The following is a 21,609-nucleotide window of genomic DNA, read 5'->3' on the forward strand; positions in this document are numbered from 1 at the left end:
CTGATTAAATTCCGGGAAAAGGACGGCCCGATTATTCCGTGCGTTTAAGATATTCCGATGTTTCTGTATTCACGATGACTTTTTCGCCAGTTCCGCAGAACGGCGGAACCATGATCCGGACACCATTTTCCATAATAGCGGGCTTATAAGAAGAAGCCGCCGTCTGGCCTTTCACGGTTGGTTCGGTTTCAGTGATTTCCAAAGTGACGTATTCCGGCAGAATTACGGTGAGGGGACTGTCTTCATGAAATTCGATTTCTACTGCCATACCATCCTGAAGATAAACGGCTCGCTCACCAATCATATCGCTTGCAATAGAAACCTGATCATAGGTGTTCGTGTCCATGAACGTCAGCATATCGCCATCAGCAAACAGATATTGATGCGGCTTCTGTTCAAGCCGTACCTTTTCAACAGACTCGGAGGCCCGAAACCGTTCATTTAGTTTCGTCCCATCGCGTAGATTTTTAAGCTCTACCTGAAGATAGGCTCCGCCTTTTCCAGGCTGTGTATGTTGAATTTTAACAGCGACCCAAAGGCCACCTTTATGTTCAACCACGTTTCCGGGGCGAACTGCGTTTCCATTTATTTTCATGACTGAACTCTATTTGCTCGACGTTAATTTTTATGGCCGGGACCCTATCAGGTTGCTATTACCTTATCAATCATACGATTGAAATCACTCACCGCCTGTTTCGGGCCCGTCTTGTAGTTCCAAACGCCAGCTGACACGGAAAGAAAGTCCGCACCACTTTCAATCAGCGCCGGTGCATTTTCTACAGTAATGCCGCCGATGGCAACGCAAGGCGTTTCGATAAGGTCGGAGCACCAACTGAGAATGTCAACATCAGCGCGGGTCGTCTCATCTTTAGTCGTCGAGGGGAAGAAAGCCCCGAAGGCCACATAGTCAGCGCCATTTTCGGCTGCCTGCATTGCCAAATGTTTGGAATTTTTACATGTGACGCCGATAATAGCGTCCGTACCAACGATTGCCCGTGCGTCCTTAATCGGCATGTCGTCTTGCCCAATATGAACCCCGTCGGCATTTAACTCGTGAGCGAGTTCCGGATCATCATTCAGTAAGAATGCGACATTGGCAGCTTGGGCGATGGGCATCAAACGCTTCGCAGCGGCAGAGATTTCTTCTCGAGGACGATCTTTCAGCCGAAGCTGAAAACAGGCTACATCGCCACCTTGTAAAGCCTCTTTAAAAGCGACTTCGAAACTGTCCAGATCTATCTCTGCTGGAGAGATTAAATAAAGCCGAGTGGGTATTCTGTCGAGTAAATTTTGGTCTTGCATTTACGTCGACCTATTCCATTCCAACGTTATATTCGCCGTCACGGGCGGCGCTCGTTAGCTTTGCCCGATGCAGAAAAGCGGTTTGTGCTGCGCTAACATTTTCTGACTTTCCTTGCCACGCTGCCAACGCTGAACTTTGCAAAGCACGGCCATAAGAATAACTGATTTCCCAAGGTTGTTTACCTTGCTGGTTCATGAAATTCAGATTTTCCGTTGCCCGTTGCTCAGTCTGTCCGCCAGATAGAAAAACAATTCCGGGAACTGCGGAGGGAACCGTTTGTGCAAAACAATATAGAGTTTTGTCTGAAATTTCTTCAGCGGCCGCTTGCTCCGGGCAGTCAATACCTGAAATCACCATATTTGGTTTAAGCAGCATTTGTTCCAATACAACGCGCTGCTTGTACAGCTCATCGAAAACGGATTTCAAAGTTGTTTCAGTTACGGCATAGCATTCGTCAATAGTATGATCGCCATCCATCAGAACTTCAGGCTCTACGATTGGAACAATATTTGCTTCCTGGCACAGCGCAGCGTAGCGGGCAAGAGCATGTGCATTCGTGTCTATGCAATACTGACTTGGCGCGCCATCCTTAATGGTGATTACGGCGCGCCATTTCGCAAATCTAGCGCCGAGTGAATAATATTCCGAAAGGCGTTCCCGCAGACCATCCAGTCCTTCAGTGACCAATTCACCATTTGAAAAAGCGAGCGGCTTGGCGCCCATATCTACTTTAATTCCGGGAATAATATCATTTGATTTCAGTAGTTCTGGAAACGGCGTTCCTGCGTTGGAAGATTGACGCAGCGTTTCATCATACAAAATGACGCCACTGATAAGGTCTGACGCTCCGTTCGCCGTGAAAAGCAATTCACGGTAATCGCGTCGATTATCTTCGGTGCTTGTCGTGCCAATGCCATCAAGCCGTTTTGTGATGGTGCCTGTGCTTTCATCGGCCGCAAGGATACCTTTGCTCGGGGCAACCAATGCCAAGGCAACATCTTCCATATCAAGATCACTCATGATCTTTTCCTTTTTCAGTTTGTTTAAGTTGCGTCGCTATTAAGCGCGAGGACACCCGGCAAATCTTTGCCTTCCATCCATTCGAGGAAGGCGCCGCCCGCCGTCGATATATACGTAAATCCGCCAGTTACTCCGGCTTTTGCCAAAGCTGATACGGTATCGCCACCGCCGGCAACAGAGATAAGTGTTCCATTTCGAGTTAATGCTTCTGCAGCTTTAGCAACGGCCACCGTCCCATCTCCAAAAGGGTCAATTTCGAAAGCGCCCAGCGGACCATTCCAGATTAACGTTTTTATGGTCTTTAGGCGTTCTTCCAACAATGCGACACTTTCCGGTGCGACATCCAGTATCATTTCATCTGACTTAACATCCTCAACGGACGCTGTTCTGTTCGCAGCACCCGCTCTAAATTCCTTGGCGAGTACGGCGAAAGAAGGCAGTAGGATTTCACAACCAATTTTTTCTGCTTTTGAGAGAATCTCGTTGGCGGTATTCGCCAAGTCGTGCTCGCAAAGGGAAGCTCCTACATTAATTCCTTTGGCATTGAGGAAGGTATTGGCCATACCACCGCCGATGACCAGACAATCGACTTTTTCAATTAAGTTAAAGAGCAGATCGAGTTTCGTTGAAATTTTTGCGCCACCGACAATTGCCATGACCGGCCGCAATGGATTTTCGAGCGCTGAAGAAAGCGCAGTTAACTCCGCCTCAAGGTTCCGGCCGGCGTAGGCCGGCATGATATGTGCAATGGCCTCCGTCGAGGCATGGGCACGATGGGAGCAGGAAAAAGCGTCATTCACATAGATCTCACCAACTTTTGCCAGCTCCTCAGCGAACGCAACATCATTTGCTTCTTCACCCGCGTAATACCGCACATTTTCAAGCAGTATGACGCTTCCATCCGGAAAATCTTGGACTTTCTTTTCTGCGTCGGCCCCAACGCAATCATGGACGAATTCAACGGGACATGAGAGATATTGTGCAAGGCTGGCGGCAATAGGTCGAAGCGACATTTCCGGTACAGGCTGACCTTTAGGGCGACCAAAATGGCTTAATAATACAATTTTGGCGCCTTTGGTTCTTAATTCCTGAAGGGTCGGTACAATTCTTTCGATGCGAGTAAAATCGGAAATTTTTCCGTCCGCCATAGGAACATTCAGATCTACACGAACAAGAACAGTTTTACCGTTCGCGTCCAGATCATCGAATGTCTTGAAACCGACCATTCTATCTAACTCCGTTTTCTAACTGTATCTAGTTAGCGTTTGACATGGCAATTGCTGTATCGCCCATGCGGTTGGAGAAGCCCCATTCATTGTCATACCAGCTAAGGACTCGAACGAAAGTTCCATCGATGACTTGCGTTTGTGTGAGATCAAAAGATGAGCTTGCGGGATGATGATTGAAGTCCATGGAAACCAAAGGTTCACTATTGGCATCCAAAACGCCTTTGAGACGACCATTTGCAGCTTCAACAATGGCGGCATTGACTTCTTCAACAGAAGTTGCACGACCCGCTACGAAGGTTAAATCGATCATCGATACGTTGGGCGTCGGAACCCGAACAGAGGTACCATCAAGTTTTCCAGCCAGTTCAGGAAGAACCAAACCAACGGCTTTTGCGGCGCCAGTAGATGTTGGAATTATTGACATACCGGCTGCGCGAGCACGGCGCATGTCGGAATGCAGGGTATCAAGGACAGGCTGGTCGCCGGTGAAGGCGTGAACAGTCGTCATAAAACCGTGAACCAGACCAACGGAATCGTTTAGAACCTGTGCAACGGGGGCCAGGCAATTTGTTGTGCACGAAGCATTTGAAACAACTGTATGCTCAGCTTTCAACTGGTCATGATTGACACCAAATACCACTGTCAGATCTGCGTCTGCGCCAGGAGCGGATATAAGGACTTTTTTCGCGCCAGCAGCAAGATGAGCCGCTGCTTTGTCACGTTGCGTGAAAATTCCGGTGCATTCAAACGCGATATCCACGCCGAGCTCACCCCAGGGCAAATCTGCTGGATTGCGTTCTGCACTTACCTTGATTGGGCCGCGACCCAGATCAATACTATCGCCGGAAACAGTAACAGTCCCCGGAAACCGGCCGTGAACACTATCATAGCGAAGAAGATGGGCATTAGCTTCTACTGAGCCGAGATCATTAATACCAACGACATCGATATCGGTGCGTCCACTTTCATAGATCGCCCGAAGAATGTTCCGTCCAATACGTCCAAAACCATTGATTGCTACACGAACAGTCATCTTATTCTTACTCCTTATATCAACAGGCAGTCCCGTGACCGCCCATCACTGATTTAAAGTCTTTCTTTCGCAGCAGCGACGATCGCCTCTGCAGTAATACCGAAATGTTTGTACAAATCTTCTGCCGGCGCACTTGCACCAAAACTATCAATGCCGATGAAACCACCATCAAGGCCCGTATATTTTTGCCATCCCATGGAGCAGGCTGCCTCGACCGCGATCTTGACGGTTCCAGGTCCGAGAGTTTCCGTTTTATATGACATATCTTGGGCGTCGAAAAGTTCCCAACATGGCATTGATACAACGCGTGTTCCAATGCCTTCGGATTCAAGTTTTTTCCGTGCTTCCATGGCAATTGTGACTTCAGAGCCTGTCGCAATGAGTGTCACTTTCGCGTCGATATTTGCCGGTGAGAGCTCGTAGCCGCCTTTTGCAGATAGATTTTCATCCGTATGAGTGAGGCGCAGAAGCGGCAGGCCCTGCCGGCTGAGCGACAAAATAGAAGGCGTAGATTTCGCTTCCAGTGACAGCTGCCAGCATTCCGCTGTTTCCACAGCGTCGGCTGGACGGAAAACGTTAAGATTAGGAATGGCGCGCAAAGAAGCCATATGTTCTATGGGTTGATGGGTTGGGCCATCTTCTCCCAATCCAATCGAATCATGTGTCATAACATAGATGACGCGAAGACCCATCAGCGCCGAAAGGCGAATGGCGGGACGTGCGTAATCCGTAAACACCATGAACGTGCCGCCGTAAGGAATAAATCCGCCGTGCAGGGCAATACCGTTCATGAAGGCTGCCATCCCGAACTCCCGCACACCGTAATAGATATAGCGACCGGAGAAATCGTCCGGTGTTACCGGCAACATATGCGAGGTCTTCGTCAGATTGGATCCAGTTAAATCCGCCGACCCACCGACCGTTTGAACGATATGTTCATTAATAACATTCAGCGCTTCTTGACTGGCTTTTCGCGATGCCCAACCGGGGGCCGTATCGCTCAGCGTTTGCTTATACGTCGCAATTGTCTCGTGGAAATCGGCAGGCAATTCGCCGGACTGACCGGTTGCAAATGCCTGTCGCACTTCTTCGCTTTGCGCATTAAGGCTTTCTTCCCAAGCAGCCGACAGGCGCGCACCTTTCGTACCAACTGTCCTCCAGCAATCCAGTATTTTCACCGGAATATCAAAAGCTGCGTGAGGCCACTTCAACTGCGTGCGCGTGAGCTCAATTTCCTCATTGCCGAGCGGCGCACCGTGGGCTGAAGCGGTGCCTTGTTTGTTAGGGGCGCCATAACCGATTATGGTCCGGCAGGCAATCATGGATGGCTTGTTGGTCTTGCGTGCGGCTTCGATTGCTTTTTCGATTTGTTCTGCATCGTGGCCGTCGACAGCTTGCACATCCCAACCAGCGGCTTCAAAGCGTTTACCCTGGTCGTCTGACACAGCGAGGTCAGTCGAACCATCAATGCTGATGGAATTATCATCCCAAAGAAGCACAAGTTTGCTGAGACCTAAGTGGCCGGCAAACGAAATCGCTTCATGGCTGATGCCTTCCATTAGGCAACCGTCTCCTGCAATGACGTAAGTGTAATGATCAACAAGGGCATCAAAGCGGTCTGCCAACATGCGTTCCGCAAGTGCCATGCCTACCGCTGTTGCCAAGCCCTGGCCCAATGGCCCTGTTGTGGTTTCAATGCCATCCGCATGTCCATATTCCGGATGACCAGCCGTTTTTGATCCTAATTGCCGAAAATTACGGATCTCATCGAGTGTGAGGTCCTTGTACCCTGTCAAATGAAGGAGCGAGTAAAGCAGGCTTGAGCCATGCCCTGCGGAGAGGACAAATCGATCGCGATCCGGCCAATTGGGTTTAGCAGGGTCAAATTTCAAAAATTTTGAATAAAGGACGGTTGCTACATCAGCCATTCCCATGGGCATGCCGGGATGTCCGGAATTTGCTTTTTGTACAGCTTCCATGGAAAGGGCACGAATGGCATTAGCCATGTCGTTATGTTTTGACGAATTCGCAGACGGCGTAAGCCCGGAGTTGTTCATAGTTGGCTCATCTTTGTTCCACCAGCCACTACATATGTTCCTTCAACGTGAATTTGCCGCCTAAATTAAAGGGGTAAATTGGTTGCGTACAATGCTGGTGCCCATTGAGGGTATAGTTACAGTTTACATCCGTAAATTGGGTATATTCGGTCATTTTACCAAGCGAAAAACAAACACTTTTAAAATGACAGAACAAACCAGCCTCCAGATGGCACTTTTGGAATCGTGCGGAAGATGCCGCCCAATCTTCTTTTCGTCAACTGCTTAGTTGCCGAGGACGCTCGGAATCCTTATAAAAATGACACAACCAATTATGTTGACGGGCCTTATGGCAAAATCGTATTGTGGAATATGAGGGTTATCACGTAAGTGATGCTAACCAATATGAAAAAACAGGGTAGGGGGCAAGCAGATTAGCGAATCAAGATTAGATGCTGCTTTATCGCGATTGGAGAAAGCGGCTGTGGCCGCTGTAGATGATCGCAATCAAGGTAGCTTTGATATGGGAGCCGACCAAGCGACTGCTGGTTTGCAGGCCGAGAATGATGCTTTGAGAGAAGAGCTCAAAGCGATGACTGAAAAATATGAAACTCTGGAGCGCACCGCAGACACTATTTCCGGACGCCTCGATAATTCAATCAATGAGCTGACCGAAATTTTGGAGCAATAAACCATGGCATCTTTGACAGTTAAGGTAAATGGCAGGGCTTATCCCATCGTGTGCGGTGACGGCGAAGAAGAGCATTTGGAATATCTTGCGGAATTTGTGGACAAAAAGGTTCAGGACCTATCGGAGTCAATTTCTAATGCAAGTGAAGGGCAATTATTATTGATGGCTTCTTTACTTATTGCCGATGACCTGTCCCAAGCCTATGAGACGGTTGAAAAATTGCGCGAGGAAACGGGCAGCACAAATACAGATATTCTTGCAGAAAAAATTGAAGCTATTGCGGATCGCTTGGAAAGCGCTTAAGTAGGATCGTAGAGCTGCACTGGCTTGTGCGTTTGATGAATGATTTCCTGGGGCCAATAACGAAATCCTGGGAGCTGTTCCCTGATTGGACCCTGGTCCTAACATATCGGCGCCCACCTGACTTGTCAGGCCACAGTGATTTCCACGCATCGACGGCTATGTTGGTGCAGCTTTTATTATTTTGTACTCCATTTGATAGAAATCATACGAAGTGACATTGCTAGCCTCGCAAAAACAGGCCCAGCGTCGGGATGCGCAAAAAATACGGGATAGCCTGTCGGCGGATGATGCTGGGAATATGGCGGCTGCTAAATTTATTGCGGCTTTTCCCGTCTCAAATGATAAAATCGTTTCCCTGTATTGGCCCATCGGCTCTGAATTAGATACCCGGCCACTCTTGACCAAACTCCATGATATAGGTGTGATTTGCGCATTGCCGGTCATTGAAAAAAAAGACCATCCTTTATCTTTTCGTCTTTGGCGCCCGGAAATGATTTTGCAGCCAGGTCCGTTTAAAGTTCCTGTTCCGCCTGAAACCGCTGACGGGGTCACACCCAACATTGTCATTACGCCATTGCTTGCCTTTGACGCAGCAGGCTATAGACTTGGATACGGTGGTGGTTTTTACGATAGAACACTCGAGAAATTGCGGAGAAATCGCAGCTGCGAAGCCATAGGATATGGATATGCCGGTCAAGAGGTTGTGACAGTGGTGACGGATCGATATGACCAACAACTTGATGCTATGGTAACAGAAAAAGACGTTAGGATATTTAAGTGAAATTTGCATATTTCGGCGATGTCGTCGGTCGCTCTGGCCGAGAAGTTTTAATCGAAAAATTACCTGACATCCGAAAGAGGCTCAATCTTGATTTCGTCGTCGTTAATGGCGAAAACGCAGCGGCGGGTTTTGGAATAACCGAAAAAATTTCGGAAGAATTTTATGCGGCTGGTACGGACTGCATTGTCCTTGGTAATCACAGTTTTGATCAAAAGGAAATCATGCCATATCTGGAAAAAGATGCGCGAATTCTCCGTCCAATAAACTATCCGGCAGGGACTCCGGGTCGGGGATTTAGCGGTTTTAAAACGCGAAGTGGTAAAACAATTCTCGTTATTCAAGTCATGGCGCGACTATTCATGGATCCATTGGATGATCCATTTGCAGCCGTAGATAAAATTCTGAAGGCTAACCCGTTGGGCAAGAAATTTGACGCCATTCTAGTTGATATCCATGGTGAAATCACCTCCGAGAAAATGTCTATGGGACATTTCTGCGATGGCCGTGCCTCTCTGGTGGTGGGCAGTCATACACATGTGCCGACCGCAGATGCCCAGATTTTTCCGGGCGGTACAGCTTATCAGACAGATGCTGGCATGTGTGGGGACTATAATTCGGTGATCGGTATGGATAAAGAAGAGCCGTTGCGTCGCTTTACAAGAAAAATACCAGGCGGAAGATTTACACCTGCGCTGGGACCTGGCACAGCTTGCGGCGTTTTTGTTGAAACAGATGATAAAACGGGCCTTGCTGGCATGATTTCACCAATCCGGGTTGGTGGTCGATTAATTGAAATCTGGCCAGATTTAAACTAGTTAGCAAACTTCGTTAAAAACCACGTGCCTCTCGTGGATGGATCGGCTACAAACGGCACTAACATTATATATGTATTACAAATAAGAGACGGAATATGGCGGGACATTCACAATTTAAGAATATTATGCATCGCAAAGGTGCGCAGGATAAAAAGCGAGCGAAGATATTTGCAAAACATATTCGCGAATTGACGGTTGCAGCGAAATCCGGTCTCCCCGATCCGAGTATGAACCCGCGGTTGCGTACTGCTATTGGTGCTGCTCGCAGTGATAACATGCCTAAAGACAATATAGATCGAGCCATCAAACGGGCCTCTGGTGAAGGGGATGGCGAAGTTTATGAAGAAATTCGCTATGAGGGTTATGGCCCTGGAGGCATTGCGGTCATCGTGGAAACGTTGACAGACAACAAAAACCGTACCGCAGCTGAAGTACGTTCGGCTTTCGCGAAATCTGGTGGGGCCCTTGGTGAAACGGGATCCGTTTCCTTTATGTTTGACCATGTTGGACAAGTTGTTTTCGATGCAACAGAAATTGATGGTGATGAAATTTTTGAAGTGGCGCTTGAGGCTGGTGCGGAAAATGTTGAAAGCGATGAGCAAATTCACGAAATCACCTGCGCAATAGAAGATTTCAATGATGTACGGGATGCGTTGGAAGAGAAATTTGGCGAACCGCAAGAAGCCGGAATAATCTGGAAGGCGCAGAATACGATCCCCGTTGAAACGGAAGAAAAAGCAAACTCCGTTTTTAAACTTGTTGATGTGCTGGAAGATAATGACGACGTTCAAAAAGTTTCAGCCAATTTCGATATTCCAGCCGATATTATGGAAAAACTCGGCGACTAGTCTCTGAAAGGAAAATCGTCAGGCATGCGTTTATTAGGCCTTGATCCAGGACTTCGCCATACCGGGTGGGGGATCATCGAAGTGGAAGGCAATAGTCTTCGTCATCTGGGCAATGGTGCGGTCGCTTCCGATGGGTCACTTGGACTTTCAGAGAGGCTGGTGCAACTTTACAACGGTATCAATCAAGTTATTATTGACTGGCAGCCAACTGAAGCGGCCGTCGAAGAAACCTTTGTAAATAAAAATCCGGTTTCCACGTTGAAATTGGGACAGGCGAGAGGGATTGCGTTACTCGTTCCCTCCTTGCATGGTTTAGCTGTTGAAGAATATGCGCCAAACAAGATCAAGAAATCTGTTGTTGGTGCCGGACATGCTGGCAAACATCAAATTCACGCAATGGTCGGCATGTTGTTGCCGGGCTGTAAGATTTCCAACGAGCATGCGGCGGATGCGCTGGCAGTTGCCATTTGCCACGCTCACTACGCCGGCAGTAACCGCAGTCTAAAGAAAGCGACTATGATGGCAGGGCGCGCGACATGATTGCAAAACTCACCGGTAAGCTTGATAGCATTGGCGAAGATTGGGCTATCATTGATGTCGGGGGCGTCGGCTATTTGGTTTTCTGTTCTGCTAGGACTTTACGAGTGATGCCGGAAATTGGTGGAACGGCCGGTTTGCATATTGAAACACATGTTCGTGAAGATCATATTCACTTGTACGGTTTTCAGAATGTGGCCGAACGGTCATGGTTCTTGTTGCTGCAAACAGTTCAGGGTGTCGGTGCCAAAGTGGCTCTTGCTTTTCTTTCGCTGTACAGCAGCGAAGAGCTTACCCAGATTATTGCCGCCGGAGATAAAACGGCTTTGACGCGCGTCAGCGGTGTCGGTCCAAAAGTTGCCAGTCGTGTTGCGACGGAATTAAAGGACAAAGTGGCGAAGATGGACCTCGGCCCTGTTGCCTTTGCGGCGCAAGTTTCAAATCCATCCGTGGCAGGCGGAGGCGTGCCACAAGCCGCTGCAGGCGACGCCGTGTCGGCATTGGTGAATTTGGGTTATGGGCGGGCCGATGCTTTTGGAGCAGTCGCTGCTGCGGCACGTGCCTTAGGCCCTGACGCAACTGTTGAAACCTTGATCACCGCCGGATTGAAGGAGCTTGCGGCATGACAGAGGAACGACTTGTCGGCGCCGATCAAGGTGAGCAAGACCTCATTGAAAGCCAGTTCAGGCCGCAGGTTCTCGATGACTTTATCGGTCAGAAGCAGGTTCGCGAAAATCTGAGTGTCTTCATACAAGCTGCGAAATCACGGGGCGAGGCGCTTGACCATGTCATGTTCTTTGGACCGCCGGGGTTGGGTAAGACGACCTTGTCGCAGATTGTTGCTCGAGAATTAGGGGTTAGTTTCCGGGCAACCGCAGGTCCGGTAATTACAAAAGCTGGAGATTTGGCTGCATTACTCACCAATCTAGAAGAAAACGATGTTTTGTTTATTGACGAAATACACAGGTTGAGCCCGGCAGTAGAAGAAATTCTCTATCCCGCCATGGAAGATTTTCATCTGGATTTGATAATCGGTGAAGGACCTTCCGCGCGGTCTGTTCGAATTGATTTGCCGCCCTTTACATTGGTAGGCGCAACGACGCGATCCGGTTTGATCACGACGCCATTGCGCGAACGATTTGGTATTCCGCTGCGTATGAATTTTTACGAACCGGATGAATTAAAACTTATTGTGGCTCGTGGCGCTCGCGTATTGGGTGTTAATTTAAGCGAAGACGGGGCCATTGAAATCGCCAATCGCAGTCGCGGGACACCGCGGGTGGCTGGACGACTTTTACGTCGCGTCCGCGATTTCGCTTCAGTCGCTGGTGCCGATTTGATTGATGCAGTCAAAGCCGACGCAGCCCTCAATCGTCTAGAAGTCGATAAGCGAGGCCTCGATGCTATGGATCGCCGGTATCTTGGTCGGATTGCCCGTGATTTCGGTGGCGGACCGGTTGGCGTAGAGACGATGTCTGCTGCCTTGTCTGAGCCGCGGGACGCAATTGAGGATATCATCGAACCATATTTGATTCAGCAGGGCTTTTTACAGCGGACGCCGCGTGGCCGCTTATTAACGAAAGCCGCTTTTGATCATCTTGGTCTCGCTTTTCCGAAAGAAATAGGTGCCCAGCTAAATCTCATTGAAGAAGACAGTCGAGATGACTGAAGGTGAGATGTTGGGGATGTTCGTCACAGAGAACGATGTGGTTCGTCATACTTTTCCTGTTCAGGTTTACTGGGAGGATACGGACGCTGGCGGGATCGTTTATTATGCCAATTATCTGAAATTTACGGAACGGGCGCGAACCGACATGTTGCGCGGGCTTGGTATCAATCAGCAGCAAATGATGGTTGACGAAGGCGCCAATTTCGTTGTCCGGTCGTGCGAGATCGAATATCTCCGTCCGGCACGGATGGACGACCAACTGGAAGTTTTGACGACACTGACGGATTTGCGAGGCGCTTCACTACACATGCAGCAAGATATTCGTCATGGACGTGACATTATAGTGACAACTAAGGTCCGTGTCGCTTGTTTGGGAGAAGGCGGAAGGCCTCAGCGTCTTTCTTCTGCCATAAATGATAAGTTTAATGCAACATTAGGATCTGCGGAAGATTTTGCGCATTTTTTAGCCAGGGAAGACTAAATGGAAAACGAAACGATTGTCGTTACCCAAGAATTGGGGGGCGCAGCCCATGATTTATCTATGGTTGGCCTGTTTTTACAGGCCGATATTGTCGTTCAGATAGTGATGATTGTTCTAATACTTGCTTCTTTTTGGAGCTGGGCGATCATTATTGATAAAATTATGAGATTTCGGCGGTTAAGCACGGATTGCGATGATTTTGAAAATGAATTCTGGGCGGGCGGCAATCTGGACGACTTATATCGTCGTGTAGGATCAAGCCCGGACAACCCTTTGGCTATGTTGTTCGCCGCCGCCATGAAAGAGTGGTCGCGTTCAACGGAAAAAGGTATCGACAAAAATGCTCATACAGGCCTGCAAGCACGGATCCATCAGGTCATGCGGGTTACCATTGATCGCGAAGTGGAGCGCCTTGAAAAATATTTGGGTTTCTTGGCGACAGTTGGATCCACAGCGACCTTTCTTGGACTGTTTGGAACAGTCTGGGGCATCATGAACAGCTTTCAGTCGATTGCCGCGACCCGTGATACGAGCTTGGCGGTTGTTGCTCCGGGTATCGCAGAAGCTCTTTTCGCGACAGCTTTAGGATTAGTCGCCGCTATTCCTGCGGTCGTGGCCTATAACAAATTTTCCAATGATCTACAGAGAATTATCACGCGACTTGAAGGATTTGCCGGCGAATTTTCGGCGATCCTGTCACGTCAGCTGGATCAGGGCGACTAATCATGGATAGCAATCATTATACGGCTTTTACTGGTAAAGGTCGCCGGCGCCGGCATCAGCAGATGTCCGAAATTAATGTGACACCGTTTGTCGATGTCATGTTGGTCTTGCTTATCGTGTTTATGGTGACAGCCCCTTTATTGACAGTTGGCGTGCCGCTTGATTTACCAAATACCAAATCGACCACAGTCCAGGGAAATGACGAACCACTGGTTATCAGCGTCGACAGTGAGGGCCAGATTTTTCTGGAAGATACTGTAATTGAGTTGGAAAATCTCGTTCCTAAATTACAGGCGGTTACTGGTGCAAAGCAAGATCAACGGATTTTTGTGCGGGGCGACACAAATGTTGCTTATGGGCGTGTATTGCAGGTAATGGGGGAAATACAAAGCGCTGGCTTTAAGCGGGTTGCGATGGTGTCATCCAGCAAACCCAATACCAAAGCTGACACACCAAAAGATAAAAAGCAGTAAGGGATCTTTTTTAGAATGAGGGTGTCTGCGCTAACATCGGCTGTGCTGCATATGGTGATTCTTGTGATCATGTATACCGGCTTGCCGTTGTTTACAGATCCGAAGATTTACGAGCAATCGGCAATCATTGAAGTTGAAATCGTTGATATCGCCGATATTACTAATTTACCTAACCCAACGCCGGAGCCAAAGCCCGATCCCAAGCCAGAACCGGAGCCAAAGCCCGAACCAAAACCTGAGCCTGAACCTGAACCGGCCCCAGAACCTGAGCCAAAACTGGAACCCGAGCCCGAGCCGGCCCCAGAACCTGAGCCGGCACCAGAGCCGGCACCAGAGCCCGAACCCGCGCCAAAAGTGGTGCAGCCCGTTCCAACGCCAAAAGTAAAGCCGAAACCCAAACCGAAACCAGCTGAGCCTAAAAAGCCTGAGCCGAAGCCAGAAGCAAAGCCGAAGAAAAAAACATTTGATTTGAAGCAGATGAAGGCGCTTTTGGATAAGAAGAAAAAGGAGCAGGCCGCGAGCCAGCCAAAAGAAACAGACACAAAAAAGACAAATTCAGCTGAAAAAGTGCGAAATTCATCCACGAAAGCATCGGATGCCTCTCTGCCCATGACGCTGGGCGATAAAGATGCGTTGAGGCAGCAGGTTCAGAAATGCTGGAATCCACCGCTTGGAGCCGCGGATGCGGAAGGTCTGATTGTGACGTTGAATATAAACTTAAATCAGGATGGTACGTTGATTGGCTATCCAAAGATTGCTAATGGTGCATCAATTAGAAGCGATGTACATCGGGTTGCCGCGGAGAGTGCGACGCGTGCTGTCATTCAATGTCAGCCCTATAAGTTGCCGCTGGAAAAATATGAAAGCTGGCGTGAAGTAACGATGAATTTCGATCCGAAGGATATGTTCAGGTAATGGGAAATGTGATGATTAGAGCTCTACGCAAAACCTCTGTTTTTCTGGCCGGCTTGGCTGTGCTACTTGCTTTTTCGAGCGCGCCAAGAGCTGAGCTTGTGATCGATATTACGCAAGGGAACATTAAGCCCATGCCGATCGCTGTAACAGATCTTTACAGCCAGACGGAAACCGCCTCAAAGATAGGCAAGCAAATTGCCGACGTTATCCGCGCCGACCTTGAGAGGTCAGGCCTTTTTAAGCCCATTGATCAACGCGCATTCTTACAAAAGCCCGCGGATCTACAGGTTATTCCAGTGTTTGCCAATTGGCGAAAAATTGATGCGCAGGCTCTGTCCACCGGATTAGTCAGGGCACTAGGGGACGGGCAGATTAATGTCCAATTCCGTCTTTGGGATGTTCTTGCAGACACACATATTGATAGTGGACAATTGACGGGGCCTCCTTCTAGCTGGCGCGAAATAGCCCACCGAATTGCAGATGTTATTTATAAACGGCTGACAGGAGAGCAGGGCTATTTCAATACCCAGATCGTTTATGTTTCGGAGTCAGGTCCTGCAGATCGCCGGATCAAGCGTCTCGCAATAATGGATCAGGATGGTGAAAACCACAAATTCCTAACCGATGGTAAAAACTTGGTTTTGACTCCGCGGTTTTCTCCGACACCAACGTCGAAAGAAATTACCTATCTTTCCTATTTCAATAACAAACCTAGGGTATATCTTTTTAACATCGAAACAGGGCAGCAGGAGATCCTGGGTGAGTTTCCGGGTATGACATTTGCGCCACGGTTTTCGCCTTCTGGAAATCAGGTTGTCATGAGCATGGCAAAAGACGGAAATACCGAAATATATATCATGGATTTGCGGACCCGGGGAATCAAGCGTTTGACCAACCATCTAGGGATTGACACGGCTCCGTCTTTCTCTCCGGATGGAACAAAAATCGTTTTTGAATCGGACCGTGGTGGCCGGCAACAGATCTATACAATGAACGCTGACGGCTCAAATGTGAAGCGGATCAGCTTCGGAAGTGGTAATTATGGCACACCTGTTTGGTCGCCTCGTGGTGATTTGATTGCTTTCACCAAATTTACCGGGGGCCAATTCTCCATAGGCGTTATGCGGACTGATGGTTCACAGGAACGCATTTTGACAGAAGGTTTCCACAATGAGGGGCCTACTTGGGCGCCAAATGGACGTGTTTTGATGTTTTTCAGGCAAATTCCGGGAAAAAATGACGGGACAGGGGATAAAGTTAGCTTGTGGTCTATAGATTTAACGGGATATAACGAACGGGAGGTTATCTCACCGCGTGACGGATCGGATCCGGCATGGTCGCCGTTGTTTTAATCCGGCGATTGTCTTGACTGTTCGACTTGAGCAGGTGAGGGCGAAAAAGTAAAGTTTGCGAGAGCAAAATTCAGGGGGATTATCTTTGTATAATTCGCATCGATACACAGAGTATCCGTGTTTTATCTAAGATACCCAAAGTTCAATGATTTCCAGAGGATGGGAGTTAAGTAAATGCGGTTCAATCTAGGTCTTAAAACCTTAAGTATTTTCACAGCTTTAGTACTAGTTGCAGCTTGTGAAACAGCACCAACAGAAACAGGTGATAGTGCTGGTGGGGGCGCAACAACCCAGACCAGCGGAACATCAGGTTCATCAACGACAGTTGTTGTTACGGAAACAACAAGCGTTCAGCCAGGCAGCCAGGAAGATCTTGTCCTGAATGTTGGCGATCGGGTGTTCTTCGGTTTCGACAAATACGACCTTTCCGACGAAGCGCAATCTACATTGCAGCGTCAAGCAGCGTGGCTTAATGCCAATCCTGCTGTTACTCTTCTTATCGAGGGAAATACAGACGAACGGGGTACAAGAGAATACAACTTGGCTCTCGGTGAACGCCGGGCAACTGCAGTTGTGAATTACCTTGTTACTCTAGGTATTTCTTCAGGCCGACTTTCTACCATCTCTTATGGTAAGGAACGTCCGGTGGCACTTGGACATAACGACGCTGCTTGGGCGCAAAATCGGCGTTCTGTATCTGTCGTAAACTAAGCGCGATTAAAGAGACGAATAGACGCCCGCTGCCGCGCTAACATGTTAGCGACGACGGCGGGCGTTTCTTATTTGATGGCTCAACAATTGGCAACAGCCATCAGATTTACCTATTATTCATAAAAATGCCAAAATTCATGGCCAGTTTGTATTCGGCAATGGAAAGTCTTATCTTATACCTGAGGGCTGAGAAGAGGGCGAGCGAGTGACGAAAAATATCCAATCAGGAACAGGCGTTAATATTCTAGGGAATTGTAATCCGGGAAAAATCGTCTTTAGATGTCTTGTGGCAGCTTCTATTCTTTTCGCCACAACAACATTGTCCTTCGCGCAGAGCAGTGAAGTCCAGGCTCTTATAGACCGCATAAACCGGCTTGAACTGGACCTTAACGATGTTCAACGGCAGCTTTATAACGGAACGCCGCCGCCGCCTCGCCCACAGGCTGCGCCATCGACGAGCGGCCCTTCGAATCTAGGGACTACTGTAAATACGAGCGGGCTTGCTTTGTTGACCGGTCGTATTTCGGCCATTGAGGATGAACAGCGGCGCTTAACAGGAGCACAGGAAGAAACCTTGTTCAAAATTGATCAGGTCAAAAGTCGTCTTGATAAACTGGTAAAAGATGTTGATTTCAGATTGACGGCGATAGAACGCCAACTCGGCGGGACAGTCGGAGCTGCGGGGACAGCAGTTCTTGTCCCACCGCAAGGTCAGGCGGGTAATGCATCTGCAGCGTCCAATACTGTTGTTGTGGACGGTGGATCTGTACCGGAAGGCAGCAAGGTTCTTGGTACGCTAGCTTCGCCGACAACCGGCACAGCAGCAAGCAATACAGCTGGTGCTTCTGCGGCAGCTGGAGTGGCCGCTGCGGCTACAGTCGGGAACCTGCCAGCAGGTAGTCCTTCTGAACAGTATAACTACGCAATTTCACTTGTTCGTGCAGGGGAATATGATCAAGCTGAAGCAGCCTTTTCTGATTTTTTGCAGCAGCATAAAGATCACGACCTGGCAGGCAACGCACAATATTGGTTAGGCGAAACGTTTTATGTTCGCGGAGATTATCCTAATGCGGCGTCTGCTTTCTTTGAAGGATATGAAACTTATCCTGATAATTCGAAGGCTGCGGATAATTTGTTGAAGCTCGCAATGACACTGGGACGCATGGACCAAAAGGACGAAGCCTGCGCGACATTTGCCCAGATTGACAAGCAATTTAACACTCTACCTGCCCGTCTTATCCGTTCAATAGATAGAGAGAAACAGAAGTTAGGATGCACTGGCTAACAGGCGCATAACTCTGTCTATGGCGGGATCTACATTACAAGAACAATTTAACCAAAAATTGGACAGTCTTTTCGCACTGAGTCAGCATAAACGGCTGGCGATTGCTGTTTCAGGTGGATCGGACAGTATAGCGTTGACGTTGCTTGCCCGTAATTGGGCCTCAGAAAGGGCAGTTGACCTTGTGATTTTAACTGTAGATCACGGGTTGCGACCGGCTGCGAAACAAGAAGCAGTTACTGTTGGTACGTGGATCAAATCCCTCGGCTTGCCGCATAAAACGCTTGTTTGGACAGGGCCACATCCAGCATCAGGGATACAAAGCGCCGCGCGGGAGGCTAGATATCAGTTAATGGCAGCCCATTGTCAGGCGGAGAATATACAAGCCCTTTTACTGGGGCACCAGCTTGAAGACCAATTGGAAACTTTTCTGATGCGGTTCTCCAAAGGGAGCGGATTGGAAGGTCTTGCATCGATGCAGGAGGATAGTCAGCAGTTTGGTATTCGGCTGATCCGTCCTCTTCTGGGATTTAAACGTCAAGTATTGCGAGATTTTTTGAATGAGAAGAAACAGCCGTGGCTTGAAGATCCAAGCAACGATAACCGCCAATACACACGGACCCACGTAGGACCGATTTTATCGGACTTGCAGGCCTTACCGGGGAGCAGTCTCGAAACAATAGGCCTGTCAGTTGAAAGAGTGTCCCGAGCGTCGGATGCCCTTCAAGAAATAACGACGGAGCGATTTAATACGCTCTGTCGATTAAGCCCCTATGGGTTCGTCATGTTTCCATCTGAAGCCGTTCTCAATTGCCCGAAAGAAATTGGTATTCGGTTGTTGAGCCGGGCTATTTCGACGGTGCGCGGAGAACAGATCCCCATTAAATTGCAATCCTTGGAGAATATTTACATCCGCCTGTTTGAAACCGAACTTAGCGTATCGGAGACTATTAGCGGTGTGCAAATTAGCAAATCAGTAAAAGGGTGGCTGGTTTGTCGTGAACCCGGCCGCTCTGGTTTGCCGGAGATACCTTTGGCAGGTAAAACAGAAACTTTATGGGATGATCGATTTTATGTTATTGATACTGCCGATGAGAAAGATCGGGATCCATTGCTGACGATCAAACGAATCGGCCCAATTGGATGGCGCTATCTTAAAGCCGAGAACTCGGGCAAAGACGTGGCGAAGCTACCCGCGAAGGTTAGAAATAATCTTCCAGCGGTGTGGTTAGGCGAAAGAATTGTGGTTGCACCCTTGTTTCCGACGGCCTTTGATCAGTCCACCATTGCATTGGACCGCTTCAAAATGGTATTCAAAGCCTTAATCTAGACTTGTCTAACAAGTATAAATAACTGTTGCCCTATTGGAACTTGGTGTTAATGAATTATATCTAAGATGGTTTCCAATTTATAAGTTTTACATTAACGCGGTTAAACCGACGATGGTTTGATCAAGGAAGGATGATTTTTCGTGAATCTCTTTGGCAAAAATATGGTGCTTTGGGTAGTGATTGCGCTACTTGTTGTTGCGCTTTTCAATATCTTCAGTGACTCCCCGTCGCGTGAAACGGGAACGTCTCTTCCATACTCGACATTCTTAACCGAAGTCGAAAATAGTAAAGTCACCGAAGTTACAATTCAGGGGCATAACATCAAAGGTAAGACAAGCGACGGCAGGTCCTTCACGACATATGCTCCGGAAGACAGTACCATGGTGAGCAAGCTGAATTCACATGGCGTCATTATTAACGCTGCGCCGAAAGAAGAGGGCAGCATGCTGATGTCAACGTTGCTGTCTTGGTTCCCGATGCTCTTATTGATTGGTGTTTGGATCTTTTTCATGCGCCAAATGCAGGGTGGCGGCGGAAAAGCGATGGGCTTTGGAAAATCCAAAGCAAAATTGCTGACGGAAAAACATGGCCGTGTGACTTTTGAAGATGTTGCCGGAATTGAAGAAGCCAAAGAAGAGCTTGAAGAAGTTGTAGATTTCCTAAGAAATCCGCAAAAGTACCAGCGTCTTGGTGGAAAAATTCCAAAAGGTGTTCTTCTGATTGGCCCTCCTGGTACCGGTAAAACACTTCTTGCGCGGTCTGTGGCGGGTGAAGCAAACGTTCCTTTCTTTACGATTTCCGGTTCGGATTTTGTCGAAATGTTTGTTGGTGTCGGTGCTAGCCGTGTTCGGGATATGTTTGAACAGGGTAAAAAGAATGCACCTTGTATCATCTTTATTGACGAAATTGATGCGGTTGGACGACATCGTGGCGCAGGTCTTGGCGGTGGTAACGATGAACGTGAACAGACATTGAACCAGATGCTGGTTGAGATGGACGGCTTTGAGACGAACGAAGGCGTTATCCTTTTGGCCGCAACCAACCGTCCGGACGTACTTGATCCTGCATTATTGCGTCCTGGTCGTTTCGACCGTCAGGTCGTTGTGCCTAATCCCGATATTATTGGCCGTGAGAAGATACTGAAAGTTCACATGCGTAAAGTGCCTCTGGCACAGGATGTGGACCCTCGGACAATCGCGCGCGGTACGCCTGGATTTTCTGGCGCTGACCTTGCCAATTTGGTAAATGAAGCCGCTTTATTGGCCGCCCGTAAATCGCGACGGCTTGTAACTCAGCAAGAGTTCGAAGAAGCCAAAGATAAAGTCATGATGGGTGCTGAACGCCGGTCGATGGTGATGTCGGAGGAAGAAAAAGAACTTACTGCTTATCATGAAGGCGGCCATGCTCTAGTTGGTATGCACATGAAAGCATCAGACCCTGTTCATAAGGCGACGATCATTCCGCGCGGTCGTGCATTAGGCATGGTTATGCGGTTGCCAGAAAAGGACAGTTATTCGCTGCGTCGGGATCAATGTTTGGCTCATTTGGGTGTAGCCATGGGCGGCCGTGTCGCCGAAGAAATGATTTTTGGGCATGATGCCGTGACAACAGGTGCTTCTGGCGACATTAAAATGGCAACTGATATGGCACGCAGAATGGTTACTGAATGGGGCCTTTCTGACAAACTTGGCCCGTTGTTGTATGGTGCCAATCAGGAAGAGGTCTTTTTGGGTCATTCCGTCACACAGCAAAAGAATATTTCGGATGCAACAGCAGAAGTGATCGATTCAGAAGTGCGTCGTTTTGTCGAAGAGGGTGAAGCGACCGCTCGTAAAATTCTGACGGAGAATATTGAACAATTACACCGCGTCGCCAAAGGTCTTTTGGAATACGAAACGTTGAGTGGTGATGAGATCAAAATCTTGATGGAAGGGGGCGATATTGATCGTCCTGAAGATATCGAGACACCTGTCGACAATGGACCAAGCTCCACGGTCCCGGAAGCCGATGGCCACAAGAAGTCAGGCGGTTCAGCAGGCGGTATGGAACCGGAACCTCAACCTGGTTCGTAAGGAA

23 protein-coding genes and 1 other RNA gene are annotated in these 21,609 nt (G+C 48.5%); 18 read left to right on the forward strand and 6 right to left on the reverse strand.

From position 1 onward, the window contains the following. Positions 1-31: 31 nt before the first annotated feature. Genes efp through tkt form a run of 6 tightly spaced genes read right to left on the reverse strand, consistent with a single transcriptional unit; the run spans position 32 to position 6,642 of the window. Entirely contained in the window at positions 32-595 is a 564-nt protein-coding gene (efp, locus tag V7723_RS11115; protein ID WP_335684540.1) for an elongation factor P, read from the reverse strand. Positions 596-642: 47 nt separating this feature from the next. Beyond that, the gene (thiE, locus tag V7723_RS11120) at positions 643-1,302 is read right to left on the reverse strand and encodes a thiamine phosphate synthase (protein WP_335684541.1); all 660 of its coding nucleotides are present in this window, start codon (positions 1,300-1,302) and stop codon (positions 643-645) included. A gap of 10 nt (positions 1,303-1,312) precedes the next feature. Beyond that, a complete protein-coding gene (locus V7723_RS11125) occupies positions 1,313-2,323 on the reverse strand; it encodes a class I fructose-bisphosphate aldolase (RefSeq protein WP_335684542.1) in 1,011 nt (336 codons plus the stop codon). A gap of 23 nt (positions 2,324-2,346) precedes the next feature. Then, complete coding sequence (locus tag V7723_RS11130) at positions 2,347-3,549, reverse strand: phosphoglycerate kinase (RefSeq protein ID WP_335684543.1); 1,203 nt, start codon at positions 3,547-3,549, stop codon at positions 2,347-2,349. A 28-nt stretch (positions 3,550-3,577) separates the two neighbouring features. Next, complete coding sequence (gene gap, locus V7723_RS11135) at positions 3,578-4,585, reverse strand: type I glyceraldehyde-3-phosphate dehydrogenase (RefSeq protein WP_335684544.1); 1,008 nt, start codon at positions 4,583-4,585, stop codon at positions 3,578-3,580. A gap of 53 nt (positions 4,586-4,638) precedes the next feature. Next, complete coding sequence (tkt, locus tag V7723_RS11140) at positions 4,639-6,642, reverse strand: transketolase (RefSeq protein WP_335684545.1); 2,004 nt, start codon at positions 6,640-6,642, stop codon at positions 4,639-4,641. Positions 6,643-7,054: 412 nt separating this feature from the next. Between tkt and V7723_RS11145 the strand changes: the two genes are divergently transcribed. The 18 genes from V7723_RS11145 to ftsH all read left to right on the forward strand — a co-directional run bounded on the left by V7723_RS11145 (position 7,055) and on the right by ftsH (position 21,605). Beyond that, positions 7,055-7,312 (forward strand): DUF4164 family protein, encoded by a 258-nt coding sequence (locus V7723_RS11145; protein WP_335684568.1) that lies wholly within the window; start codon positions 7,055-7,057, stop codon positions 7,310-7,312. A gap of 3 nt (positions 7,313-7,315) precedes the next feature. Next, the gene (locus V7723_RS11150; protein ID WP_335684546.1) at positions 7,316-7,615 is read left to right on the forward strand and encodes a cell division protein ZapA; all 300 of its coding nucleotides are present in this window, start codon (positions 7,316-7,318) and stop codon (positions 7,613-7,615) included. 13 nt (positions 7,616-7,628) lie between these two features. Continuing rightward, positions 7,629-7,787, forward strand: a non-coding RNA gene (gene ssrS / locus V7723_RS11155) — 6S RNA. Positions 7,788-7,826: 39 nt separating this feature from the next. Then, positions 7,827-8,396 (forward strand): 5-formyltetrahydrofolate cyclo-ligase, encoded by a 570-nt coding sequence (locus tag V7723_RS11160; RefSeq protein ID WP_335684547.1) that lies wholly within the window; start codon positions 7,827-7,829, stop codon positions 8,394-8,396. Then, positions 8,393-9,211, forward strand: coding sequence for a TIGR00282 family metallophosphoesterase (locus V7723_RS11165; protein ID WP_335684548.1), 819 nt, complete (start codon positions 8,393-8,395; stop codon positions 9,209-9,211). The genes V7723_RS11160 and V7723_RS11165 overlap by 4 nt, the downstream gene beginning before the upstream one ends. Before the next feature lie 95 nt (positions 9,212-9,306). Then, on the forward strand, positions 9,307-10,059 hold the full coding sequence (locus V7723_RS11170; protein ID WP_335684549.1) for a YebC/PmpR family DNA-binding transcriptional regulator: 753 nt from the start codon (positions 9,307-9,309) through the stop codon (positions 10,057-10,059). A gap of 24 nt (positions 10,060-10,083) precedes the next feature. Beyond that, positions 10,084-10,599 (forward strand): crossover junction endodeoxyribonuclease RuvC, encoded by a 516-nt coding sequence (ruvC, locus tag V7723_RS11175; RefSeq protein WP_335684550.1) that lies wholly within the window; start codon positions 10,084-10,086, stop codon positions 10,597-10,599. Next, on the forward strand, positions 10,596-11,222 hold the full coding sequence (gene ruvA / locus V7723_RS11180) for a Holliday junction branch migration protein RuvA (RefSeq protein ID WP_335684551.1): 627 nt from the start codon (positions 10,596-10,598) through the stop codon (positions 11,220-11,222). Before ruvC ends, ruvA begins: the two co-directional genes overlap by 4 nt. Beyond that, complete coding sequence (gene ruvB, locus V7723_RS11185; RefSeq protein ID WP_335684552.1) at positions 11,219-12,265, forward strand: Holliday junction branch migration DNA helicase RuvB; 1,047 nt, start codon at positions 11,219-11,221, stop codon at positions 12,263-12,265. The genes ruvA and ruvB overlap by 4 nt, the downstream gene beginning before the upstream one ends. After that, complete coding sequence (gene ybgC, locus V7723_RS11190) at positions 12,258-12,746, forward strand: tol-pal system-associated acyl-CoA thioesterase (RefSeq protein WP_335684553.1); 489 nt, start codon at positions 12,258-12,260, stop codon at positions 12,744-12,746. The genes ruvB and ybgC overlap by 8 nt, the downstream gene beginning before the upstream one ends. Then, positions 12,747-13,469, forward strand: a complete 723-nt coding sequence (tolQ, locus tag V7723_RS11195) for a protein TolQ (protein ID WP_335684554.1) — start codon at positions 12,747-12,749, stop codon at positions 13,467-13,469. It begins immediately after the preceding gene. A 2-nt stretch (positions 13,470-13,471) separates the two neighbouring features. Continuing rightward, the gene (gene tolR / locus V7723_RS11200) at positions 13,472-13,942 is read left to right on the forward strand and encodes a protein TolR (RefSeq protein ID WP_335684555.1); all 471 of its coding nucleotides are present in this window, start codon (positions 13,472-13,474) and stop codon (positions 13,940-13,942) included. 15 nt (positions 13,943-13,957) lie between these two features. Next, positions 13,958-14,857, forward strand: a complete 900-nt coding sequence (locus tag V7723_RS11205; RefSeq protein ID WP_335684556.1) for a cell envelope integrity protein TolA — start codon at positions 13,958-13,960, stop codon at positions 14,855-14,857. 11 nt (positions 14,858-14,868) lie between these two features. Continuing rightward, the gene (gene tolB, locus V7723_RS11210) at positions 14,869-16,209 is read left to right on the forward strand and encodes a Tol-Pal system beta propeller repeat protein TolB (protein WP_335684557.1); all 1,341 of its coding nucleotides are present in this window, start codon (positions 14,869-14,871) and stop codon (positions 16,207-16,209) included. 174 nt (positions 16,210-16,383) lie between these two features. Then, on the forward strand, positions 16,384-16,920 hold the full coding sequence (gene pal / locus V7723_RS11215; protein WP_335684558.1) for a peptidoglycan-associated lipoprotein Pal: 537 nt from the start codon (positions 16,384-16,386) through the stop codon (positions 16,918-16,920). 205 nt (positions 16,921-17,125) lie between these two features. Then, a complete protein-coding gene (ybgF, locus tag V7723_RS11220) occupies positions 17,126-18,205 on the forward strand; it encodes a tol-pal system protein YbgF (RefSeq protein ID WP_335684559.1) in 1,080 nt (359 codons plus the stop codon). A gap of 19 nt (positions 18,206-18,224) precedes the next feature. After that, complete coding sequence (tilS, locus tag V7723_RS11225; RefSeq protein ID WP_335684560.1) at positions 18,225-19,532, forward strand: tRNA lysidine(34) synthetase TilS; 1,308 nt, start codon at positions 18,225-18,227, stop codon at positions 19,530-19,532. A 141-nt stretch (positions 19,533-19,673) separates the two neighbouring features. Further along, a complete protein-coding gene (gene ftsH / locus V7723_RS11230) occupies positions 19,674-21,605 on the forward strand; it encodes an ATP-dependent zinc metalloprotease FtsH (protein ID WP_335684561.1) in 1,932 nt (643 codons plus the stop codon). Positions 21,606-21,609 lie beyond the last annotated feature (4 nt).

Origin of the sequence: Sneathiella sp. (assembly GCF_036960985.1) — a bacterium.
Classification (GTDB): Bacteria; Pseudomonadota; Alphaproteobacteria; order Sneathiellales; family Sneathiellaceae; genus Sneathiella.

What these genes read in the sequence shown, in the direction of transcription:
- V7723_RS11130 (WP_335684543.1), bottom strand. Translation starts at nt 3,549, where the DNA reads ATGGTCGGTTTCAAGACATTCGATGATCTGGACGCGAACGGTAAAACT.
- V7723_RS11125 (WP_335684542.1), bottom strand. Translation starts at nt 2,323, where the DNA reads ATGAGTGATCTTGATATGGAAGATGTTGCCTTGGCATTGGTTGCCCCG.
- tolQ (WP_335684554.1), top strand. Translation starts at nt 12,747, where the DNA reads ATGGAAAACGAAACGATTGTCGTTACCCAAGAATTGGGGGGCGCAGCC.
- ruvC (WP_335684550.1), top strand. Translation starts at nt 10,084, where the DNA reads ATGCGTTTATTAGGCCTTGATCCAGGACTTCGCCATACCGGGTGGGGG.
- ybgC (WP_335684553.1), top strand. Translation starts at nt 12,258, where the DNA reads ATGACTGAAGGTGAGATGTTGGGGATGTTCGTCACAGAGAACGATGTG.
- efp (WP_335684540.1), bottom strand. Translation starts at nt 595, where the DNA reads ATGAAAATAAATGGAAACGCAGTTCGCCCCGGAAACGTGGTTGAACAT.
- tolB (WP_335684557.1), top strand. Translation starts at nt 14,869, where the DNA reads ATGATTAGAGCTCTACGCAAAACCTCTGTTTTTCTGGCCGGCTTGGCT.
- gap (WP_335684544.1), bottom strand. Translation starts at nt 4,585, where the DNA reads ATGACTGTTCGTGTAGCAATCAATGGTTTTGGACGTATTGGACGGAAC.
- tolR (WP_335684555.1), top strand. Translation starts at nt 13,472, where the DNA reads ATGGATAGCAATCATTATACGGCTTTTACTGGTAAAGGTCGCCGGCGC.
- tilS (WP_335684560.1), top strand. Translation starts at nt 18,225, where the DNA reads ATGGCGGGATCTACATTACAAGAACAATTTAACCAAAAATTGGACAGT.
- V7723_RS11205 (WP_335684556.1), top strand. Translation starts at nt 13,958, where the DNA reads ATGAGGGTGTCTGCGCTAACATCGGCTGTGCTGCATATGGTGATTCTT.
- V7723_RS11170 (WP_335684549.1), top strand. Translation starts at nt 9,307, where the DNA reads ATGGCGGGACATTCACAATTTAAGAATATTATGCATCGCAAAGGTGCG.
- ruvA (WP_335684551.1), top strand. Translation starts at nt 10,596, where the DNA reads ATGATTGCAAAACTCACCGGTAAGCTTGATAGCATTGGCGAAGATTGG.
- thiE (WP_335684541.1), bottom strand. Translation starts at nt 1,302, where the DNA reads ATGCAAGACCAAAATTTACTCGACAGAATACCCACTCGGCTTTATTTA.
- tkt (WP_335684545.1), bottom strand. Translation starts at nt 6,642, where the DNA reads ATGAACAACTCCGGGCTTACGCCGTCTGCGAATTCGTCAAAACATAAC.
- pal (WP_335684558.1), top strand. Translation starts at nt 16,384, where the DNA reads ATGCGGTTCAATCTAGGTCTTAAAACCTTAAGTATTTTCACAGCTTTA.
- V7723_RS11150 (WP_335684546.1), top strand. Translation starts at nt 7,316, where the DNA reads ATGGCATCTTTGACAGTTAAGGTAAATGGCAGGGCTTATCCCATCGTG.
- ruvB (WP_335684552.1), top strand. Translation starts at nt 11,219, where the DNA reads ATGACAGAGGAACGACTTGTCGGCGCCGATCAAGGTGAGCAAGACCTC.